This window comes from Pseudomonas sp. SWRI111, from assembly GCF_014268555.1.
GTDB classification, from domain to species: domain Bacteria; phylum Pseudomonadota; class Gammaproteobacteria; order Pseudomonadales; family Pseudomonadaceae; genus Aquipseudomonas; species Aquipseudomonas hamedanensis.
Window position 1 is genome coordinate 252,073 of sequence record NZ_JABWQQ010000005.1, and the last position, 17,147, is coordinate 269,219.

Here is a 17,147-nt window from a genome sequence, read left to right on the forward strand (position 1 = left end):
GCAAGCCCGCTCCCACATTGGTTTCGGTTTGTCAGTCAGGGCTGTGTCGGTTTCTTGAAGACGTAGAACAGATTCGGCTCGCTCACCAGGTACAACGTCCCGTCATCGTCCATCGCAATCCCCTCGGCCTGCGGCACGGTTTTCTGCAAACCCTGACGTCCGCCGCTGATGGACATAGTGCTCAACGGTCGCCCGTCGACATCCAGCTCGATTATCAACCGCGATTCGTCTGACAGCGCCAGCAGGTGCCCACTGCGTTCGTCGTACTGCAAGCTCGACAGATCACGCACGAACATCCCGGCATCACGCTTGGGGTTGTTGATCACGTGCACGGCGTAGGTTTTGTCCGGTTTGAAATGCGGAAAGCCGTGGACTTCATAGATCAGCATCGGGTCGCGCTCTTTCGCCACGAACAGCCGTTTACCCACTGAATCGTAAGCCAGCCCCTCAAAACCCTTGTTGCTGGCCATGTGCACGCCGAGCGTCATTTGCTCGGCATCCTCGGCATCGAGAAACGTTGTGTCGGCGTCGAGGTGGATCTTGATCAGTCGCTGCTGGCGCTCGTCGGTAATGACATAAGTGTCAGCGCTGATGTACTCCACCGCTTCCGGATCGCCAAAGCCGACCAGAGCAATGCGTCGCAGGATCTTGCCTTCCAGCGACAATTCGATCAGTTCAGAGTTTTTGTTGGTGACGGTGAACAGGCTTTTGCGCACCGGATCGTAGGTCAGCGCCGAGACGTCATCGTCGAGCCCGTCGATCGGCCGCGCCTCGATCGTCACCCGATACTGACCCAGCCCGATCGCCTCGCTGCTCAACGGCTGCCACAACGTGTGCAGGTTGAACCAGGCGCGCTCGAACAGGCGCAGGTATTGGCCGATCGCGATCAACGCGATCAGGGCAATTACCAATAAGAGGATGACCAGCGGTTTGGGACGGGCAAGTCGACGCATTCGGGCGGGCTCGGATTCAAAACAGGCCGATGAAATATCACGCCCGTCTGAATTGAAGCTTAATGGCCACTTGCCTGCCACGACAACCGCACAATTCCGCGATTGTTGTAGGGAAAGTTACTTGTGCTTTTCGAAACGGTAGAACAGGTTCGGCTCACTGACGATGTACAGGGTGCCGGCCTCGTCCATGGTCACGCCTTCGGCGCGGGGGATGGTGTCTTTCAAACCGTTGAAATTGCCGAGCAGGGTCATGAAGCTGACTTGTTCGCCGGTCTCGTCCAGTTCCAGCAACAGGTGCGAATCGGCCGACAACACCAGCCAATGGCCGGTGCGCGGATCGACGGCCAACGCCGAAAGATTGCGGATATCCAACTCATCGCTGGGCAGTTTCTGCTTGTCACCCGTCAACGTCTGGCTACCGTCGCTTTTCCAGGTGAACAGCGCCGGCGGCCGCTCTTCACCCAGCACCAGTTGCTGATTGCGCGGATCCCAAGCGATGGCTTCGAAGGCTTTGTTCTGGTCTTTCGACGGGCCGAGGTCGTATTTGGGGAAGTCGGCGATGTTCAGCTCGCGAGTCGCGGCATCGACCTTGACGATCGACAGCGTGTGTTGACGCTCATCGATGATCGCCAGCAGACCGTTCTCCATCACCGTCAGGCCTTCCGGATTGCTCCAGCCCACCAGCGGCATTTTGCGCAGCACCTCGCCTTGCAGGCTGAGTTCGGCGAGAAACGGATTTTTGCCCATCACTGAAAACAGGGTTTTGGTCTGCGGGTTGTAGGCCAGGTCCGAAGCTTCGTCCTTCTCCATGCCCGGCAGCGGCTTGGCATCGATCACCACTTGGTAGTCCGGCAGCCAGACGCTCTCCTTCTGCTCGGCCTTGCTCTCGAAGCGTTCCAGCACCCAGAGCACGCCGCGATCGTCCCAGTGCATGGCGAACGCCAGCCCATAGGCCGCAGCGATGATCAATAACAGCCAGGCGTACCAGCGCAGGGCGAAACGGGAGCGACGTGTGGGTTTCTGCTGAGTTTGAGAGGACATCAAGGGACGCGTTCCGAAAATTCAGGCTAAGGGTAATAGCACAAAGAGGCCGGCTCAGACGCCAGAATGGCGGAAATTATCCAGAGAGGATGTGAAAAAAACGGGAAATGGCGGGATTGGCGTGTGCGTTTGCCAGCAACAACATAAAACAAATGTAGGAGTGAGCCTGCTCGCGATAGCGGTCTGTCAGTTGATGTATGTTTCGACTGACAGACCGCTATCGCGAGCAGGCTCACTCCTACAAGGGGATTTGCGGTGGTGGGCTTAGCGCACGCTGCTGCTGAAACTGCTCGCGCCCGGGAGTTCGAGGACGATCTCATCGCCGGCGTTCAGCGGACCGACACCCACCGGCGTGCCGGTCAGGATCACGTCACCGGCCTGCAGCGAGAAACAGCCGGCCATGTGCTGGATCATCGGCACGATCGGGTTGAGCATCGCGCTGCTGTTACCGTCCTGGCGCACTTCGCCATTAATGGTCAGGCGAATGCCAATGTCGGTCAGGTCAGCAAAGGTGCTGCCGACCACGAACGGGGCAAGTACCGCTGCGCCGTCGAACGACTTGGCGATTTCCCACGGCAGGCCCTTGGCTTTCAGCTCGGCCTGCTTGTCGCGCAGGGTCAGGTCCAGCGCCGGGGCGAAACCGGAAATGGCGTCGAGGACTTCTTCGCGGCTCGGCTTGGTCGACAGCGGCTTGCCGATCAACACGGCGATCTCCGCCTCGTAGTGCACCGAACCGCGCTCGGTCGGAATGCTGAACCCGCCTTCCAGCGGCACCACGCAACTGCCCGGCTTGATGAACAGCAGCGGCTCGGTCGGAACCGGGTTGTCCAGTTCCTTGGCGTGTTCGGCGTAATTGCGGCCAATGCACACGACTTTCCCGATCGGGAAGTGAATGCGCGTGCCGTCGACGTACTGGTGCTGATAGCTCATTTACCGACTCCTGCCTTCATTGATTCAACAGAGATTACCGATCAAACCGCAAAGATCTTGCCCGGGTTCATGATGCCGTTCGGGTCGAACACTGCCTTGACCGCTTTCATGTATTCGATTTCGACCGGCGAGCGGCTGTAGGTCAAGTAATCGCGCTTGGTCATGCCGACGCCATGCTCGGCGGAAATCGAACCGTTGTACTTCTCAACGGTTTCGAACACCCACTTGTTGACGGTCGCGCACTTGGCGAAGAACTCGTCCTTGCTGAGGTTTTCCGGCTTGAGAATGTTCAGGTGCAGGTTGCCATCGCCGATGTGGCCGAACCAGACGATTTCGAAGTCCGGGTAGTGCTCGCCGACAATCGCATCGATTTCCCGCAGGAAGGCTGGCACTTTCGAGACCGTCACCGAGATGTCGTTCTTGTAAGGGGTCCAGTGCGAAATGGTCTCGGAGATGTACTCGCGCAGTTTCCACAGGTTCTGCAACTGGGTTTCGCTCTGGCTCATCACGCCGTCCAGCACCCAGCCCTGCTCGACGCAATGTTCGAAGGTTTCCAGCGCGCTGTTGGCCACTTCTTCAGTGGTCGCTTCAAACTCCAGCAGGGCGTAGAACGGGCACTCGGTGCCGAACGGTGCCGGTACGTCGCCACGGCCGAGCACTTTGGCCAGGGCCTTGTCGGAAAAAAATTCGAACGCAGTCAGATCAAGCTTGCCCTGAAAGGCGTGCAGCACCGGCATGATCGAATCGAAATCGGCGGTGCCGAGGACCATGGCGGTGAGGTTTTTCGGTGCGCGGTCCAGGCGCATGGTCGCTTCGACGACGAAACCCAAAGTGCCTTCGGCGCCGATGAACAGCTGGCGCAGGTCGTAACCGGTGGCGTTCTTGATCAGGTCCTTGTTCAGTTCGAGCACGTCGCCCTTGCCGGTGACGACTTTCATGCCCGCCACCCAGTTACGGGTCATGCCGTAGCGAATCACCTTGATTCCGCCGGCATTGGTGCCGATGTTGCCGCCAATCTGGCTGGAACCCGCCGACGCGAAGTCGACCGGGTAATACAAGCCATTTTCTTCGGCGACATTCTGCAGATGTTCAGTGACTACGCCCGGCTGGCACACGGCGGTGCGGTCGGTGAGGTTCACGTCGAGGATCTGGTTCATGTAATCGAACGAGACAACCACTTCGCCGTTGGCCGCCACCGCAGCGGCGGACAGCCCGGTGCGTCCGCCCGACGGCACCAGCGCGACCTTGCGCGCGTTGGCCCAGCGGACCACGGCCTGGACTTGTTCGATGGTCTTGGGAAACACAATGGCGCTCGGCGCCGGAGCAAAATGCCTGGTCCAATCCTTGCCGTATGCGTTCAGGGAGTCGGCGTCGGTCAAGACCTTGCCAGCTTCGACCAGGGACTTCAGTTCATCAATCAGCGCAGGATTGGTCATCGACAGAACTCTCGAACAATTCATGGTCATCCTGAGAACGCTTCACGTCGCAGGAATGAGTGTTTAGCGGGGTGGCTATGCTAGCATACCGACCCCGCAGGACAGTGCCCAAGGCCTGATCTGCGGTGACGGCATTCTTGTCGTCCGGGTCAGCGTCTGCTGGCTATCTCCTGCCATTTTTCTCCGGGATACAGGTTTACGCAGATGAGCAAGACTTCTCTCGATAAGAGCAAGATCAAGTTCCTTCTTCTCGAAGGCGTCCACCAATCGGCTGTCGACGTCCTCAAGGCGGCGGGCTACACCAGCATCGAGTACCACACCAGTTCTCTGCCGGACGCCCAGCTCAAGGAAAAGATCGCGGACGCTCACTTCATCGGCATTCGCTCGCGCACGCAACTGACCGAAGAGATCTTCGATCACGCGAAGAAGCTGGTCGCGGTCGGCTGTTTCTGCATCGGCACCAACCAGGTTGACCTCGGTGCGGCCCGCGAGCGCGGTATCGCCGTGTTCAACGCGCCGTACTCCAACACCCGCTCCGTGGCCGAGCTGGTGCTGGCCGAAGCGATTCTGCTGTTGCGCGGCATCCCTGAGAAAAACGCGTCCTGCCACCGTGGCGGCTGGATCAAATCCGCAGCCAACTCCTTCGAGATCCGTGGCAAGAAGCTGGGCATCGTCGGCTACGGCTCGATCGGCACGCAGCTGTCGGTTCTGGCTGAAGGCCTGGGCATGCAGGTGTTCTTCTACGACACCGTGACCAAGCTGCCGCTGGGCAACGCCACGCAGGTCAACAACCTGCACGAGCTGCTGGGCATGTCCGATATCGTCACCCTGCACGTACCGGAAACCGCAGCGACCCAGTGGATGATCGGTGAGAAGGAAATCCGCGCGATCAAGAAGGGCGGCATCCTGATCAACGCCGCACGCGGCACCGTGGTCGAACTCGACGCCCTGGCGGACGCGATCAAGGACAAGCACCTGATCGGCGCGGCCATCGACGTGTTCCCGGTGGAGCCACGCTCCAACGACGAAGAGTTCGAAAGCCCGCTGCGTGGCCTCGACAACGTGATCCTGACCCCGCACATCGGCGGTTCCACCGCTGAAGCGCAAGCCAACATCGGTCTGGAAGTGGCGGAAAAACTGGTCAAGTACAGCGACAACGGTACCTCCGTCTCGTCGGTGAACTTCCCGGAAGTGGCCCTGCCGGCTCACCCTGGCAAGCACCGCCTGCTGCACATCCACGAGAACATCCCGGGTGTGATGAGCGAGATCAACAAGGTCTTTGCCGAAAACGGCATCAACATCTCCGGTCAGTTCCTGCAGACCAACGAGAAGGTCGGCTACGTGGTCATCGACGTCGACGCCGAATACTCGGAGCTGGCGCAAGAGAAGCTGCAACACGTCAACGGTACTATCCGTAGTCGCGTACTGTTCTAACTGCAGCTTGTAGCTTGCAGCCAGCAACTTGAAGCTGAATAAAAGAAGGGAGTCCCGAAGGACTCCCTTTTTTTATTTCACGTTGACCGTGATTTTTTCCGAAACGATCGATGGGTCGAACGGCATGTGACCGCTGTCGCCGAGAATCAGCTGCAAGGTGTGCTTGCCCGGGGCCAGTTTGATCGTGGCTTCGGTTTGCGCCTTGCCGAAATGCATGTGGTGGGCGTCAGTCGGGATCGGCGCGCCTTCGGCCGGCAGGTCGTCGACGTCGATCAGCAGGTGATGGTGGCCGGTGTTTTTGGTGACGTCACCCGCCGGGGCCAGCGCGATGTTCTTGACGCCGAACTTGACCTTGAATTCCTGCGGGACGGTGGTCCCGTCCTCGGGAGAAACGATGAACACTTCAGCATCCTTGGGCGCCGGCGTTGCCGCACTGGCCAGCACCGAAACACCCATCAGCACACCGGCCAACGCTGCACGTGACATAAAGCTTTTCATTTTCTTCTCCAGTTTTTCCGTAAAATCCGCACGGTCATGACAACTTCATGACCATTCGTTGTCGAAGGCACTCGACAACCATAGCAAAGCGAGCCTGAATCAGAGCGTCGCGATAATGATTTCAAAGGAGTGACCATGCGTTTTCTGCCTGGCCTGATCTGCCTGCTACCCCTTCTGAGCCCCTTGGCTCACGCCGAACTGATTGATGACGTCAACGACCGTGGCGAGTTGCGCATAGCCCTTGAGGCTAATACACCGCCGTTCAATTACAAGGAAGGCGACACACTCACGGGGTTCGAGGTCGAGCTTGGGCAAATCCTGGCCCGGGAGCTGGATGTGCGCGCCGACTTCATCGTCACCGACGAGGCCGATCTGCTCCAGGGCGTTGAAAGTGGCAAGTACGACGTCGCGCTCAATCACATAGCACTGACACCCGAACTCAAGGAACGTTTCGACGTCAGCACACCGTACGGCGAGGTCGACGGGCAGCTGCTGGCGAAGAAAGACGAGACACCCCGGCCGATGGTGCTGGTGCAGGCGTTGACCGAAGAAAAGCCGAAAGCGCCGCAATCGGTGGAACTGGCGATTCCGTTTCAGAAGGGTAATCCGGCGTTTCAGGCCAGCCTTGAGAGTGCGATGCAGCGGATCAAGGCCGATGGGCGGCTCGATGCGCTGACCGAGAAGTGGTTCACCGCACCCCGGTAAACCCAGAACCTGTGGGAGCGGGCTTGCCCGCGAATGCGGTATGTCGTTCGATAATCATTGACTGACACACCGCTATCGCGAGCAGGCTCACTCCTACACGGGATTTTCGGCGATCCTTTAGATGAGGGCTGCCAGGGCCTGCGCCGCTTGCGGCAGCTCAAGCTCACTGAACACCTGAACCCCATGGCGCTTGAGCAGCGCAGCCGTAACGCCTTCGCCGGAGACTTTCACTCCGCTGAATGTGCCATCGTAGGTCAGCAGATTCCCGCAAGAGGGGCTGTTGGCCTTGAGCACCGCCACCCGAATACCGTGTCGCTGCACCAACGCCAGCGCCTGTCGCGCACCGTCGAGAAACTGCGCGCTGACATCTTCGCCATCGGTGGTGATCACTGCGGCCACGCCATCAAGCACCTCTGCGCCCTGCCCGCCGGGAATCTCCGCCGCCGCCCTCGGGGTCGGCAAACCACCGGCCACCTCAGGACACAGCGGCACTACGCGTCCTTCGGCAATCCATTGTTCAAGCAGATCGAACGGCCCACTGGCGCCACCGTCATAACGCACGCGATGGCCCAACAGGCAACGACTGACCAGAATCTTGTCCATGCTCAGAACGGCTCGTTGCCACGGCGACGGAACCATCCGGTCAGCGACAGCCGCTCGCGGTTGGCCGGCAGCACTTCGTGGGGCACTTCGCCGGAAAGAAACACCACCAGACAGCCGCCGGTCGGCTGCACGTCGTGCACGCGTCCGTCCTTGAGGTACATGCGCAACTGACCGCCATCCTCCGGCAGCCACGCCTCGTTGAGGTAAATCACCGCCGAGACCATGCGCCGGTCGTCATCGCGGAAGCGGTCGACGTGCTTGCGATAAAACGCGCCGGGCGGGTACAGGGCGAAATGGCATTCGAAGTCTTCAAGTCCCAGGAACAGGCCGCGATTGAGCGCTTCGCGCAGGCTGTCCATCAGGCTCAGATAACGGTCAGTGGCCTCGGCCTGGCCCGGGTCGATCCACTGAATGTGGTCGCCACGAATGCCCTCGCGGATCTCTGAAAACGGCCCACGACCGACCGCCGCCGGCGCCAGTTCACCCTCGGCTTCACGTTGACGGCACTCGGCCGCCAGCTCGCCGGTCAAACCGGCAGGCAGGAAAATGTTCTGCTGCGACCAGCCGTGTTCGGCCAGGTCGTCGACAATGCGTAACAGCAGCGGGTGTTCAGAGGATATCGGCATGGCGCGCATAGTATGCCGGCGGCAACAAATCCGACAGAGCCGCGCGGCGCCTTGATACGAATTCTCGACAAGTACCGGCACCGCACGGAGAATAGTCGGCTGCTGACAGGAGTCCCTATGCGCCGTTTGCTTTTTTCACTGTTGATGTTCTGCGTTTTGCCTGCCTGGGCGGACGGCCACGATCAGCTCTACAAGGTCGCCGGCTGGCCAGAACAACGCGCGCATTTCAACGACGCCCTGAGCGCCGCCCAGCAGCGCTATCAGAACAGCCTGCCGCCGGCGGTGTTTCAGGCGCTGGTGAACAACAGCAATCAGCGCTTCGCGCCCCAGGCCATGGATCAACGTGCCGAAGCGCAACTGCGGCAGAAACTCGCCGACCCGAAACCGGCGCTGGCGTTCTTTCAGTCACCGCTGGGCAAGAAAATCGTCGCCGCCGAACTGCTCGCGACCCGCCGCGATCAATTGGCGAAAAATGCCAAGGGCCTGCCGAAAATGCAGGCCAGCGACACGCGTCTGCTGATTATCGGCCACCTCGCCCAAGCGCTGCCCGCGCGCGAGGCTGGCGCCGAAGTCAGCCTGGCGATTGCCGGCGTCGCGGCGGACAGTTTGAGTTCGATGATTCCGGGGTTGCTCGGTGGCGGTCAGGCCCAGGGCATGTTGAATGGTCAGCGTCAGCGCCTGATGGATCAGATTGGCGCTGATTTGAACAACACCCTGCTCTATGTCTATCGCGACTTGTCGGATGAAGAGCTGGAAGAGTTTGCGACGTTTGCCGAGTCGACCGAGGGCAAGGCTTACTATCAGGCGGCATTGGCGGCGATTCGGGCGGGGCTGGCGGTCGGGCAGTGATCCTCGTCGCCTCTTAGACCGCTATCGCGAGCAGGCTCACTCCTACAGGGGTACGCATTCCAAATGTAGCAGTGAGCCTGCTCGCGATGGGGCCATCGCTAATGCTAGAGATTCCGGCCCCTGATCCGCTTGCTCAAGAACTCGAAATACTCCTCGCGCATCTCCGCCGTCTCATTGGCCAGATGATGGCGCGCCTCAGCCAGCAGCAGAATCTGCGGCCGGTCGAACTTCCATTTCAATACCTGCAGATTGTGCTGCCAGTCCACGGTCATGTCCGCCTGCCCCTGAATGATCAGCGGCCGTCGCGGGCTTTTTTTGGCGTGCTCGACGCGAATGATCCAGCGCGACAGAGCGCCTACCCATTGCGTCGGCAGGCGCCGGGGCTGTAACGGATCGGCCTGCAAAAATGGCAAGAAGTCCGGATCGTTGGAGTTCTCGCTGAAGCGCCGCGCGACGCCTCGGACAAAAGGCCGCAGCAGGTAATAGCTCAGCTGCGACCAGCCCCACGCTCTTGGCCGCACCAGCGGCGCCAGCAAAATCACCTGGCCCTGCGCCGGACTGTGCTCGCCATGGTTGAGCAGGTGATCGACGACAATCGCGCCACCCGTGCTCTGCCCGCACAAATGCCACGGTTGCGGCAGCGCAATCGAATTGGCTTCGGCGAACAGCGCTTGCAGCATGTGCTGATATTCCGCGAAATCACGAATGCTCGCCCGTGGCCCGCTCGACAGACCATGCCCCGGCAAGTCGCAGGCGATCACGGCAAAATCCTGATCCAGCGCCCACTCGATCACATGCCGATACAGCCCGGTGTGATCGTAATAGCCGTGCAGCAGAAACAGCGTGCCCTTGACCTTCTCCGGCCACCAGCAATGGCTGACCAGCTCGTAGCCATCGACCTCGAAACGGCCCATGCCGCGCCAGACATCGCGCTCGGCAAAGTCGGTTTTGTAGAAGCGCTGATAAGCCTTGGCCTCGTCCGATAACGGCTGCCACTCGGCCAAGGGCTTTAGGCTCGCGCGTAAATGATCGGGGTCGAAAGTATCAGGCATGCGGTCATTCCAAAGCGGTAAACAGACTTTATCGGCCTGCGATATTCATCTGTCGCGGCAAGCATGGCAAGCTAGCCCGCCTCTGAGGACTCAAATCCATGCGTTCGCCCTACCGCACCGCACTGTTCGCCAGCCTGCTCGCGCTGATCTGCGCCGGGGTATTGTGGGCGGCGTATGACTGGTTTCAGGGGCGTTATCTGCGTGCGTTCAGCGAACACACCGCCGTATTTTCCGGCGATCCGCTGCGTCTGCCGGACAACCTCGCCGGGCCGGGCAATATTCGTCTGGTGCACTTCTGGGACCCGGCGTGCCCGTGCAATGTCGGCAATCAGCAGCACCTGACCGAGATGGTCGAGCAGTTCGGCGCCCGCGGCGTGGAGTTTTTCGCCGTGCAAAGGCCCGGCAGCCACGGCCAGTTGCCCGCCACCCTCGCCAGCCTGAAAAGCATCATCGTCCTGCCCGGTTCCGAACAGATCCCCGCCAGCCCCGCCGTGGCGATTTGGGACCGCAGCGGCAAGCTGGCCTACTTCGGCCCCTACAGCGAAGGCCTGACCTGCAACTCCAGCAACAGCTTTATCGAACCGATCCTGCATGCCCTGACGGAAGATCGCCCGGTCGATGCCACGCATACCTTGGCGGTGGGGTGTTATTGCCCGTGGCCGGTTGAGACGAAGTAAGGCATTCCGGACTTTTCAAGGACAGCGCTGCACCGCACAGATGCTCTGTGCTAAATGTTTGCAGCCCGACGGGCGGCCCACTCGCCTGCACAAGGAGTCACCATGAAGCGTGCGTTGATCGTTGTTGCCTTGCTCATCGTTGTCCTGCTCTGCGCCGCCGGCGGGTACGTCTACAGCAAACAACCGACACGTCAGGGCCAGGTCGAACTGCGCAACCTGCAAGGCTCGGTGACTGTGCGTTACGACGAGCGCGGTGTGCCGCATATTCGCGCCGAGAACGAAACCGACCTGTATCGCGCCCTCGGTTATGTGCACGCTCAGGATCGGTTGTTCCAGATGGAAGCCATGCGCCGTCTCGCCCGGGGTGAGCTAGCCGAAGTGCTGGGACCGAAACTGCTCGACACCGATAAGCTGTTCCGCAGCCTGCGCATCCGTGAACGTGCGGCCAGTTACGTCGCCGGTCTCGACAAGCAGTCGCCGGCGTGGAAGGGCCTGCAAGCGTATCTGGATGGCATCAACCAATATCAGGACACCCACGCGGCGCCGATCGAGTTCGACGTGCTGGGCATCGCCAAGCGGCCGTTCACTGCCGAGGACAGCATCAGCGTCGCGGGGTACATGGCCTACAGTTTTGCCGCCGCGTTTCGCACCGAGCCGCTGCTGACCTACGTGCGCGATCAGCTCGGCGCCGACTACCTGAATGTCTTCGATCTCGACTGGCAAGCCAAAGGCGTTCTGGCCCCCGATCACGCCAGGCACAAACCAGCTCTCGCCGCTGGCGACTGGCAAGACCTCAACACCCTCGCCCGCCTCAGCGAGCAGGCACTGATCGACCACGGCCTGCCGCAGTTCGAAGGCAGCAACGCCTGGGTCATCGCCGGCAGCCGTAGCCAGAGTGGCAAGCCGCTGTTGGCCGGCGATCCGCACATTCGTTTCTCGGTGCCGTCGGTGTGGTACGAGGCGCAGTTGTCGGCGCCGGGCTTCGAACTGTACGGACATCATCAGGCACTGGTGCCGTTTGCGTTTCTGGGACACAACCTGGATTTCGGCTGGAGCCTGACCATGTTCCAGAACGATGACCTGGATCTGATCGCCGAAAAGGTCAACCCGGACAACCCCAATCAGGTCTGGTATCGCGGCCAGTGGACCGACATGGTCGTCACCGAGCAGCAGATCAATGTGAAAGGCCAGGCGCCCGTGACCATCACCTTGCGCCAGTCGCCGCATGGGCCAATCGTCAACGATGCCCTCGGCAGCGCTGCCGGAAAAACACCGATTGCGATGTGGTGGGCCTTCCTCGAAACGCCGAACCCGATTCTTGAAGGCTTCTATCAGCTCAACCGCGCCGACACCCTGGCCAAGGCACGCACTGCGGCGGCCAAGGTGCAGGCGCCGGGTCTGAATCTGGTTTACGCCAACGCCAAGGGCGACATCGCCTGGTGGGCCTCGGCCTTGCTGCCCAAGCGTCCGGCCGGGGTAAAACCGGCTTTCATTCTTGACGGCAGCACGCCTGAGGCGGACAAGGACGGCTACTACCCGTTCAGCGCCAATCCGCAGGAAGAAAATCCGGCGCGCGGCTATATCGTTTCGGCCAACTTCCAGCCCGTCTCGCCGACGGGCATGGAAATTCCCGGTTACTACAACCTCGCCGATCGCGGCCGGCAGCTCGATCTCCAACTCAGCGACAACCGCGTGAAGTGGAGCAACGAGGCCAATCAGAAGTTGCAATTGGGCACGGCGACCGCCTACGGGCCGCGTCTGTTGAAACCGCTGTTGCCGGTGTTGCGTGAGGTGGTGAGTGATCCGGCGCAACTGAAGCTGGTCGAGCAACTGGCGCAGTGGCCGGGCGACTATCCGCTGGACTCGGTCACGGCGACGGTGTTCAACCAATTCCTCTATGACCTCGTCGATGCGGCCATGCGCGATGAGTTGGGCAATGCCTTTTTCGAGACGCTGTTGTCGACGCGGGTGGTCGATTCCGCACTGCCGCGACTGGCGGCAAATGTCGATTCAGCGTGGTGGGACAATCGCAGCACGCCGGCCAGAGAGAGCCGCGCCGACGCTGTGCGCACGGCATGGGCGGCGAGCATGGCGCATCTCACGCTGGCGCTTGGCGACGATGTGGCGGGCTGGCAGTGGGGCGCGGCGCACACCCTGACGCATGGCCATCCGCTGGGGCAGCAGAAGCCGCTGGATCGCCTGTTCAATGTCGGCCCGTTCGCGGCGCCGGGCAGTCATGAAGTACCCAACAACCTCTCGGCGAAAATCGGCCCGGCGCCGTGGCCGGTGACTTACGGGCCGTCGACACGGCGGCTGGTGGATTTTGCCGACCCGGCGCATGGCTTGACCATCAACCCGGTCGGCCAGAGTGGTGTGCCGTTTGACCGGCACTATGACGACCAGGCTGAAGCGTATATCGAGGGGATTTATGTGCAGGCGCATTTCAGTGAAGAAGAGGTGCTGGCGAATACGCGCAGTACGTTGAAGCTGCTGCCGGCGCGCGCTGCGCAATAGAGTTCTGCCGTCTGCACCGGCCCCTTCGCGAGCAGGCTCGCTCCTACAGTTGATCGCATTCCTCCAGGAGAAACGCGGTTAATTGTAGGAGTGAGCCTGCTCGCGATGCGGCCCATCCAGTCAGTACATGTCTTAGAGCATTACGGCAAAATTCAGCCGAAACTGTTGCGGCGTCACGCCTAATCTGCGGTTGAACACGCTGCGCATATGTTGCGCATCGCGAAACCCGCACTGGTACGCCACGGTTTTCAGCGGTGCCGCTGTGCTTTCGAGCATCACTCGCGCCGCATCCACGCGCGCCCGTTCGACAAACTCCGCGGGCGTTACCTTGGCCTCTCGCGTGAACACCCGGGAAAAATTCCGCGCACTCATGTTGGCCGCACTGGCCAGATCGGCAATCGTCAGATCCCCGGTGAGATTGGCCAATACGTACAGCTGCACCGTCGCCACCGCCGACGTCGGTTCGGCATGTGGCGTGAGGAAAGGACTGAACTGCGATTGCCCGCCCGAGCGCTGGGTGAACACCACCAGACGTTTCGCCACATTCAGCGCGACCTCGGTGCCATGGTCGCGCGCCAGCAGGTAGAGAGACAGATCGATGCCCGCCGTGACCCCCGCCGAGGTGTAGAGGGTGTCGTCTTCGACATACAGACGATCCGCTTCAACCCGCGTCGTCGGACATAGCCGCGCCAAGGCCTCGGCATCGTTCCAATGGGTGGTGACTGTGCGCCGCTCCAGCAAACCGGCACGCGCCAGCATGAACGCGCCGTTGCAAATTGAGCCGAAGCGCCGGGCACGGCCACAGGCGTCGCGCAGCCAGGCGTCGAAGGTCGCGCCGAAATCCATGAACGGCAATTGCGGGCCACCGGCGACCAGCAGCAGGTCATAGGCGTCGAGGACTTCGCTGAAATGGCGATGAGCGTGGAGGGTAAGGCCGTTGGAGCAGGCCATCGGCCCACGCTCCAGGCCGATCACCTCTAACCGATAGTGATCCTGCGCTGCGAGGAAACGATTGGCCTCGGCAAACACATCCATGGGGCCGCTGACGTCCAGCGATTGCACGCCGGGGAATACGACGATGGCGACGGATTTGTTCATGGCTCAAACGCCCTCATTGCTTGTGACAAACACAATCCCTGTGGGAGCGGGCTTGCTCGCGAAGAGGCCATTACCTGCAACATCTCCGTTGAATGGCACACCGCCTTCGCGAGCAAGCCCGCTCCCACATGGGCCATGTCTGGCTTGTTGATCGAGCCAACCCTAGCCAAATCCCACCCGGCAAGCGAGCTTGGCATGATTTGCAGGTGCAATGGCAAGGATCGCAGCCATGCCTCGATTGTTCGCTTGGCGCGTCGGGAACAGACTTTCCCCATCAACGCCACAACGGCGTTTTCGCTGAGGAAAACCAAATGTCCAGCACCATCGCCGGCATCCAAATCCCCGACAGCGCCCTCGCCCGGGCTACCACCGAATACATCCGTGACATCGAATCCGACCTGCTCTATCACCACTCGCGCCGGGTGTTTCTGTTCGGAGCCTTGAGCGGCGAGCGCCAACAACTGGCCTACAACCCGGAGCTGTTATACGTCGGCGCGATGTTCCATGACCTGGGTCTGGTCGAAGGCCATCGCAGCGACGATGAGCGTTTTGAAGTGGATGGCGCGAATGCCGCGGCAGCCTTTCTCAAGCCGTACGGGCTGAGCGATGACGACATCGAGCAAGTGTGGCTGTCGATCGCCTTGCACACCACGCCGGGGGTGCCCAAGCATCTGCGCCCGACCGTGGCGCTGGTCACTGCCGGCGTGGAGATGGATGTGCTGGGCATCGATTACGCCGCGTTCAGCAGCGTGCAGCGCGAAGCCGTGGTGCATGCGCATCCACGCGGCGAGGGTTTCAAGGAATGCATCATCTGCGCGTTTGCCGACGGCTTGCGCCATCGCCCGCAGACCACGTTTGGCAACGTGAAGACAGATGTGCTGGTAGATAAGGAGCCGGGGTTCAGGCCGATGAACTTTGTCGAGGTCATCCGCAATTCTCCCTGGACTGCATAAATCCCCTGTAGGAGTGAGCCTGCTCGCGATGGCGTCGTGTCAGCTGAATAATGCTTGGCTGACACACCGCTATCGCGAGCAGGCTCACTCCTACAGTCTGGATTTGGGTTGACCTCGGGAATGAGGCCTACCCGACCGGCCTAAACGGTTTGCGGCGCAGGCGCGCGGCGGGCGTCCGGTTGCTTCCACGAATCGGCCGCACTCTCTTCGATGGCTTGCTGGATGGCTTTTTTGCGTGCTTCTTCGGCGCGGCGGCTGAAGAACCACACCAGGAAGGTCACCAGCGACACCGCCAGCAAAATCAGGCTGGCCACGGCGTTGATCTCAGGCTTCACGCCCAGACGCACCGCCGAGAACACTTCCATCGGCAAGGTCGTCGACCCCGGGCCGGACACGAAGCTCGCCAGCACCAGGTCATCCAGCGACAGCGCGAACGACATCATCCCGCCCGCCGCCAGCGACGGCGCGATCATCGGGATGGTGATCAGGAAGAACACCTTCCACGGCCGTGCGCCCAAGTCCATTGCCGCTTCTTCGATCGACAGGTCCAACTCACGCAAACGCGCCGACACCACCACCGCAACATACGCCGCACAGAAAGTGGTGTGGGCGATCCAGATGGTGACGATGCCGCGCTCCTGCGGCCAGCCGATCATCTGCGCCATGGCCACGAACAGCAGCAACAGCGACAGACCGGTAATCACCTCCGGCATCACCAGCGGCGCAGTCACCAGGCCGCCGAACAGCGTGCGGCCCTTGAAGTGGGTGATGCGCGTCAGCACGAACGCCGCCAGTGTGCCGAGAGCGACCGCGGCGACCGCCGTGTAGCAGGCGATTTCCAGCGAGCGCAGCACCGAGCCCATCAGTTGCGAGTTATCGAGCAGGCCGACGTACCACTTGATCGACCAGCCGCCCCACACCGTCACCAGTTTGGAGGCGTTGAACGAGTAGATGACCAGGATCAGCATCGGCAGATAAATGAACAACAAACCCAGTACCAGCATCAGGCTGGAGAAACGGAAGCGCTTCATTCTTTACCCTCCATTTCCTTGGCCTGACTGCGGTTGAACAGAATGATCGGCACAATCAGGATCGCCAGCATCACCACCGCCAGCGCGGACGCCACCGGCCAGTCGCGGTTGTTGAAGAACTCTTGCCAGAGCACCTTGCCGATCATCAGGGTTTCCGGACCGCCGAGCAGTTCCGGAATGACGAACTCGCCCACCACCGGGATGAACACCAGCATGCAGCCGGCAATGATCCCGTTCTTGGACAGCGGAATGGTGATTTTCCAGAAGCTGTTGAAGGTACTCGACCCTAGGTCCGAAGCAGCTTCCAGCAGGCTGTTGTCGTGCTTCACCAGGTTGGCGTACAGCGGCAGGATCATGAACGGCAGGTACGAATAGACCACGCCGATATACACGGCGAGGTTGGTGTTGAGGATCTGCAGCGGTTCGTCGATCAGGCCCATGCTCATCAGGAAACCGTTGAGCAGGCCGTTGTTGCTGAGGATGCCCATCCACGCGTAGACGCGGATCAGGATCGCGGTCCAGGTCGGCATCATGATCAGCAGCACCAGCACCGTTTGCAGCTCTTTGCGCGCACTGGCGATGGCGTAGGCCATCGGATAGCCGATCAGCAGGCAGAGTACGGTGCTGATAAAGGCCATTTTCAGCGAGCCGAGGTACGCGGCGATGTACAGTTCGTCATCGCCAAGCAACGCGTAGTTGCCCAAGTTCAGCAGCAGCTGCAGCTTCTGCTCGGCGTACGTGTAGATC

The 17,147-nt window shown here is 60.8% G+C and carries 17 protein-coding genes; 6 read left to right on the plus strand and 11 right to left on the minus strand.

The window, feature by feature from the left end:
* Positions 1-35 precede the first annotated feature (35 nt).
* From HU755_RS09375 to HU755_RS09390, 4 genes are all read right to left on the minus strand, one after another.
* On the minus strand, positions 36-953 hold the full coding sequence (locus HU755_RS09375; protein ID WP_186631823.1) for an SdiA-regulated domain-containing protein: 918 nt from the start codon (positions 951-953) through the stop codon (positions 36-38).
* Positions 954-1,070: 117 nt separating this feature from the next.
* Complete coding sequence (locus HU755_RS09380) at positions 1,071-1,994, minus strand: SdiA-regulated domain-containing protein (protein ID WP_186631826.1); 924 nt, start codon at positions 1,992-1,994, stop codon at positions 1,071-1,073.
* A 264-nt stretch (positions 1,995-2,258) separates the two neighbouring features.
* Positions 2,259-2,924 carry a fumarylacetoacetate hydrolase family protein gene (locus HU755_RS09385; RefSeq protein ID WP_186631829.1) on the minus strand — a complete coding sequence of 222 codons (666 nt, stop codon included), beginning with the start codon at positions 2,922-2,924 and terminating at the stop codon, positions 2,259-2,261.
* 41 nt (positions 2,925-2,965) lie between these two features.
* Complete coding sequence (locus tag HU755_RS09390) at positions 2,966-4,360, minus strand: FAD-binding oxidoreductase (RefSeq protein ID WP_186551250.1); 1,395 nt, start codon at positions 4,358-4,360, stop codon at positions 2,966-2,968.
* Positions 4,361-4,564: 204 nt separating this feature from the next.
* On the opposite strand from HU755_RS09390, the gene serA reads away from it, so the two are divergent.
* A complete protein-coding gene (serA, locus tag HU755_RS09395; RefSeq protein WP_186551251.1) occupies positions 4,565-5,794 on the plus strand; it encodes a phosphoglycerate dehydrogenase in 1,230 nt (409 codons plus the stop codon).
* A gap of 72 nt (positions 5,795-5,866) precedes the next feature.
* Here the strand turns inward: serA and HU755_RS09400 are convergent, their stop codons facing one another.
* A complete protein-coding gene (locus tag HU755_RS09400) occupies positions 5,867-6,292 on the minus strand; it encodes a DUF4399 domain-containing protein (protein WP_186631832.1) in 426 nt (141 codons plus the stop codon).
* A gap of 135 nt (positions 6,293-6,427) precedes the next feature.
* On the opposite strand from HU755_RS09400, the gene HU755_RS09405 reads away from it, so the two are divergent.
* On the plus strand, positions 6,428-6,997 hold the full coding sequence (locus tag HU755_RS09405; protein WP_186631837.1) for a transporter substrate-binding domain-containing protein: 570 nt from the start codon (positions 6,428-6,430) through the stop codon (positions 6,995-6,997).
* A gap of 117 nt (positions 6,998-7,114) precedes the next feature.
* Here HU755_RS09405 and HU755_RS09410 read toward each other — a convergent pair whose 3' ends face one another.
* Both HU755_RS09410 and HU755_RS09415 read right to left on the minus strand, forming a co-directional pair.
* Positions 7,115-7,600, minus strand: coding sequence for a DUF523 domain-containing protein (locus HU755_RS09410; protein WP_186631839.1), 486 nt, complete (start codon positions 7,598-7,600; stop codon positions 7,115-7,117).
* Between the two features lie 2 nt (positions 7,601-7,602).
* Positions 7,603-8,235, minus strand: a complete 633-nt coding sequence (locus HU755_RS09415; RefSeq protein WP_186551254.1) for a 2OG-Fe(II) oxygenase — start codon at positions 8,233-8,235, stop codon at positions 7,603-7,605.
* A gap of 108 nt (positions 8,236-8,343) precedes the next feature.
* Here HU755_RS09415 and HU755_RS09420 point away from each other — a divergent pair, with 108 nt between their 5' ends.
* Positions 8,344-9,075 carry a DUF2059 domain-containing protein gene (locus tag HU755_RS09420; RefSeq protein WP_186551255.1) on the plus strand — a complete coding sequence of 244 codons (732 nt, stop codon included), beginning with the start codon at positions 8,344-8,346 and terminating at the stop codon, positions 9,073-9,075.
* 104 nt (positions 9,076-9,179) lie between these two features.
* Here the strand turns inward: HU755_RS09420 and HU755_RS09425 are convergent, their stop codons facing one another.
* Positions 9,180-10,127, minus strand: a complete 948-nt coding sequence (locus tag HU755_RS09425) for an alpha/beta hydrolase (protein WP_186631841.1) — start codon at positions 10,125-10,127, stop codon at positions 9,180-9,182.
* A 98-nt stretch (positions 10,128-10,225) separates the two neighbouring features.
* On the opposite strand from HU755_RS09425, the gene HU755_RS09430 reads away from it, so the two are divergent.
* Together HU755_RS09430 and HU755_RS09435 are read left to right on the plus strand one after the other, a co-directional pair.
* The gene (locus HU755_RS09430) at positions 10,226-10,804 is read left to right on the plus strand and encodes a DUF6436 domain-containing protein (protein ID WP_186631843.1); all 579 of its coding nucleotides are present in this window, start codon (positions 10,226-10,228) and stop codon (positions 10,802-10,804) included.
* Between the two features lie 102 nt (positions 10,805-10,906).
* Complete coding sequence (locus tag HU755_RS09435) at positions 10,907-13,318, plus strand: penicillin acylase family protein (RefSeq protein WP_186631846.1); 2,412 nt, start codon at positions 10,907-10,909, stop codon at positions 13,316-13,318.
* Between the two features lie 132 nt (positions 13,319-13,450).
* On the opposite strand, the gene HU755_RS09440 is transcribed toward HU755_RS09435, so the two are convergent.
* Positions 13,451-14,416 carry a GlxA family transcriptional regulator gene (locus HU755_RS09440; protein WP_186631849.1) on the minus strand — a complete coding sequence of 322 codons (966 nt, stop codon included), beginning with the start codon at positions 14,414-14,416 and terminating at the stop codon, positions 13,451-13,453.
* A 311-nt stretch (positions 14,417-14,727) separates the two neighbouring features.
* Here HU755_RS09440 and HU755_RS09445 point away from each other — a divergent pair, with 311 nt between their 5' ends.
* Complete coding sequence (locus tag HU755_RS09445) at positions 14,728-15,369, plus strand: HD domain-containing protein (RefSeq protein ID WP_186631852.1); 642 nt, start codon at positions 14,728-14,730, stop codon at positions 15,367-15,369.
* Between the two features lie 140 nt (positions 15,370-15,509).
* Here HU755_RS09445 and HU755_RS09450 read toward each other — a convergent pair whose 3' ends face one another.
* The gene (locus tag HU755_RS09450) at positions 15,510-16,400 is read right to left on the minus strand and encodes an ABC transporter permease subunit (RefSeq protein ID WP_024014718.1); all 891 of its coding nucleotides are present in this window, start codon (positions 16,398-16,400) and stop codon (positions 15,510-15,512) included.
* Positions 16,397-17,147: ABC transporter permease subunit (locus HU755_RS09455; protein ID WP_186631855.1), on the minus strand; the 751-nt coding region annotated here is incomplete at its 5' end. The genes HU755_RS09450 and HU755_RS09455, both read right to left, overlap by 4 nt.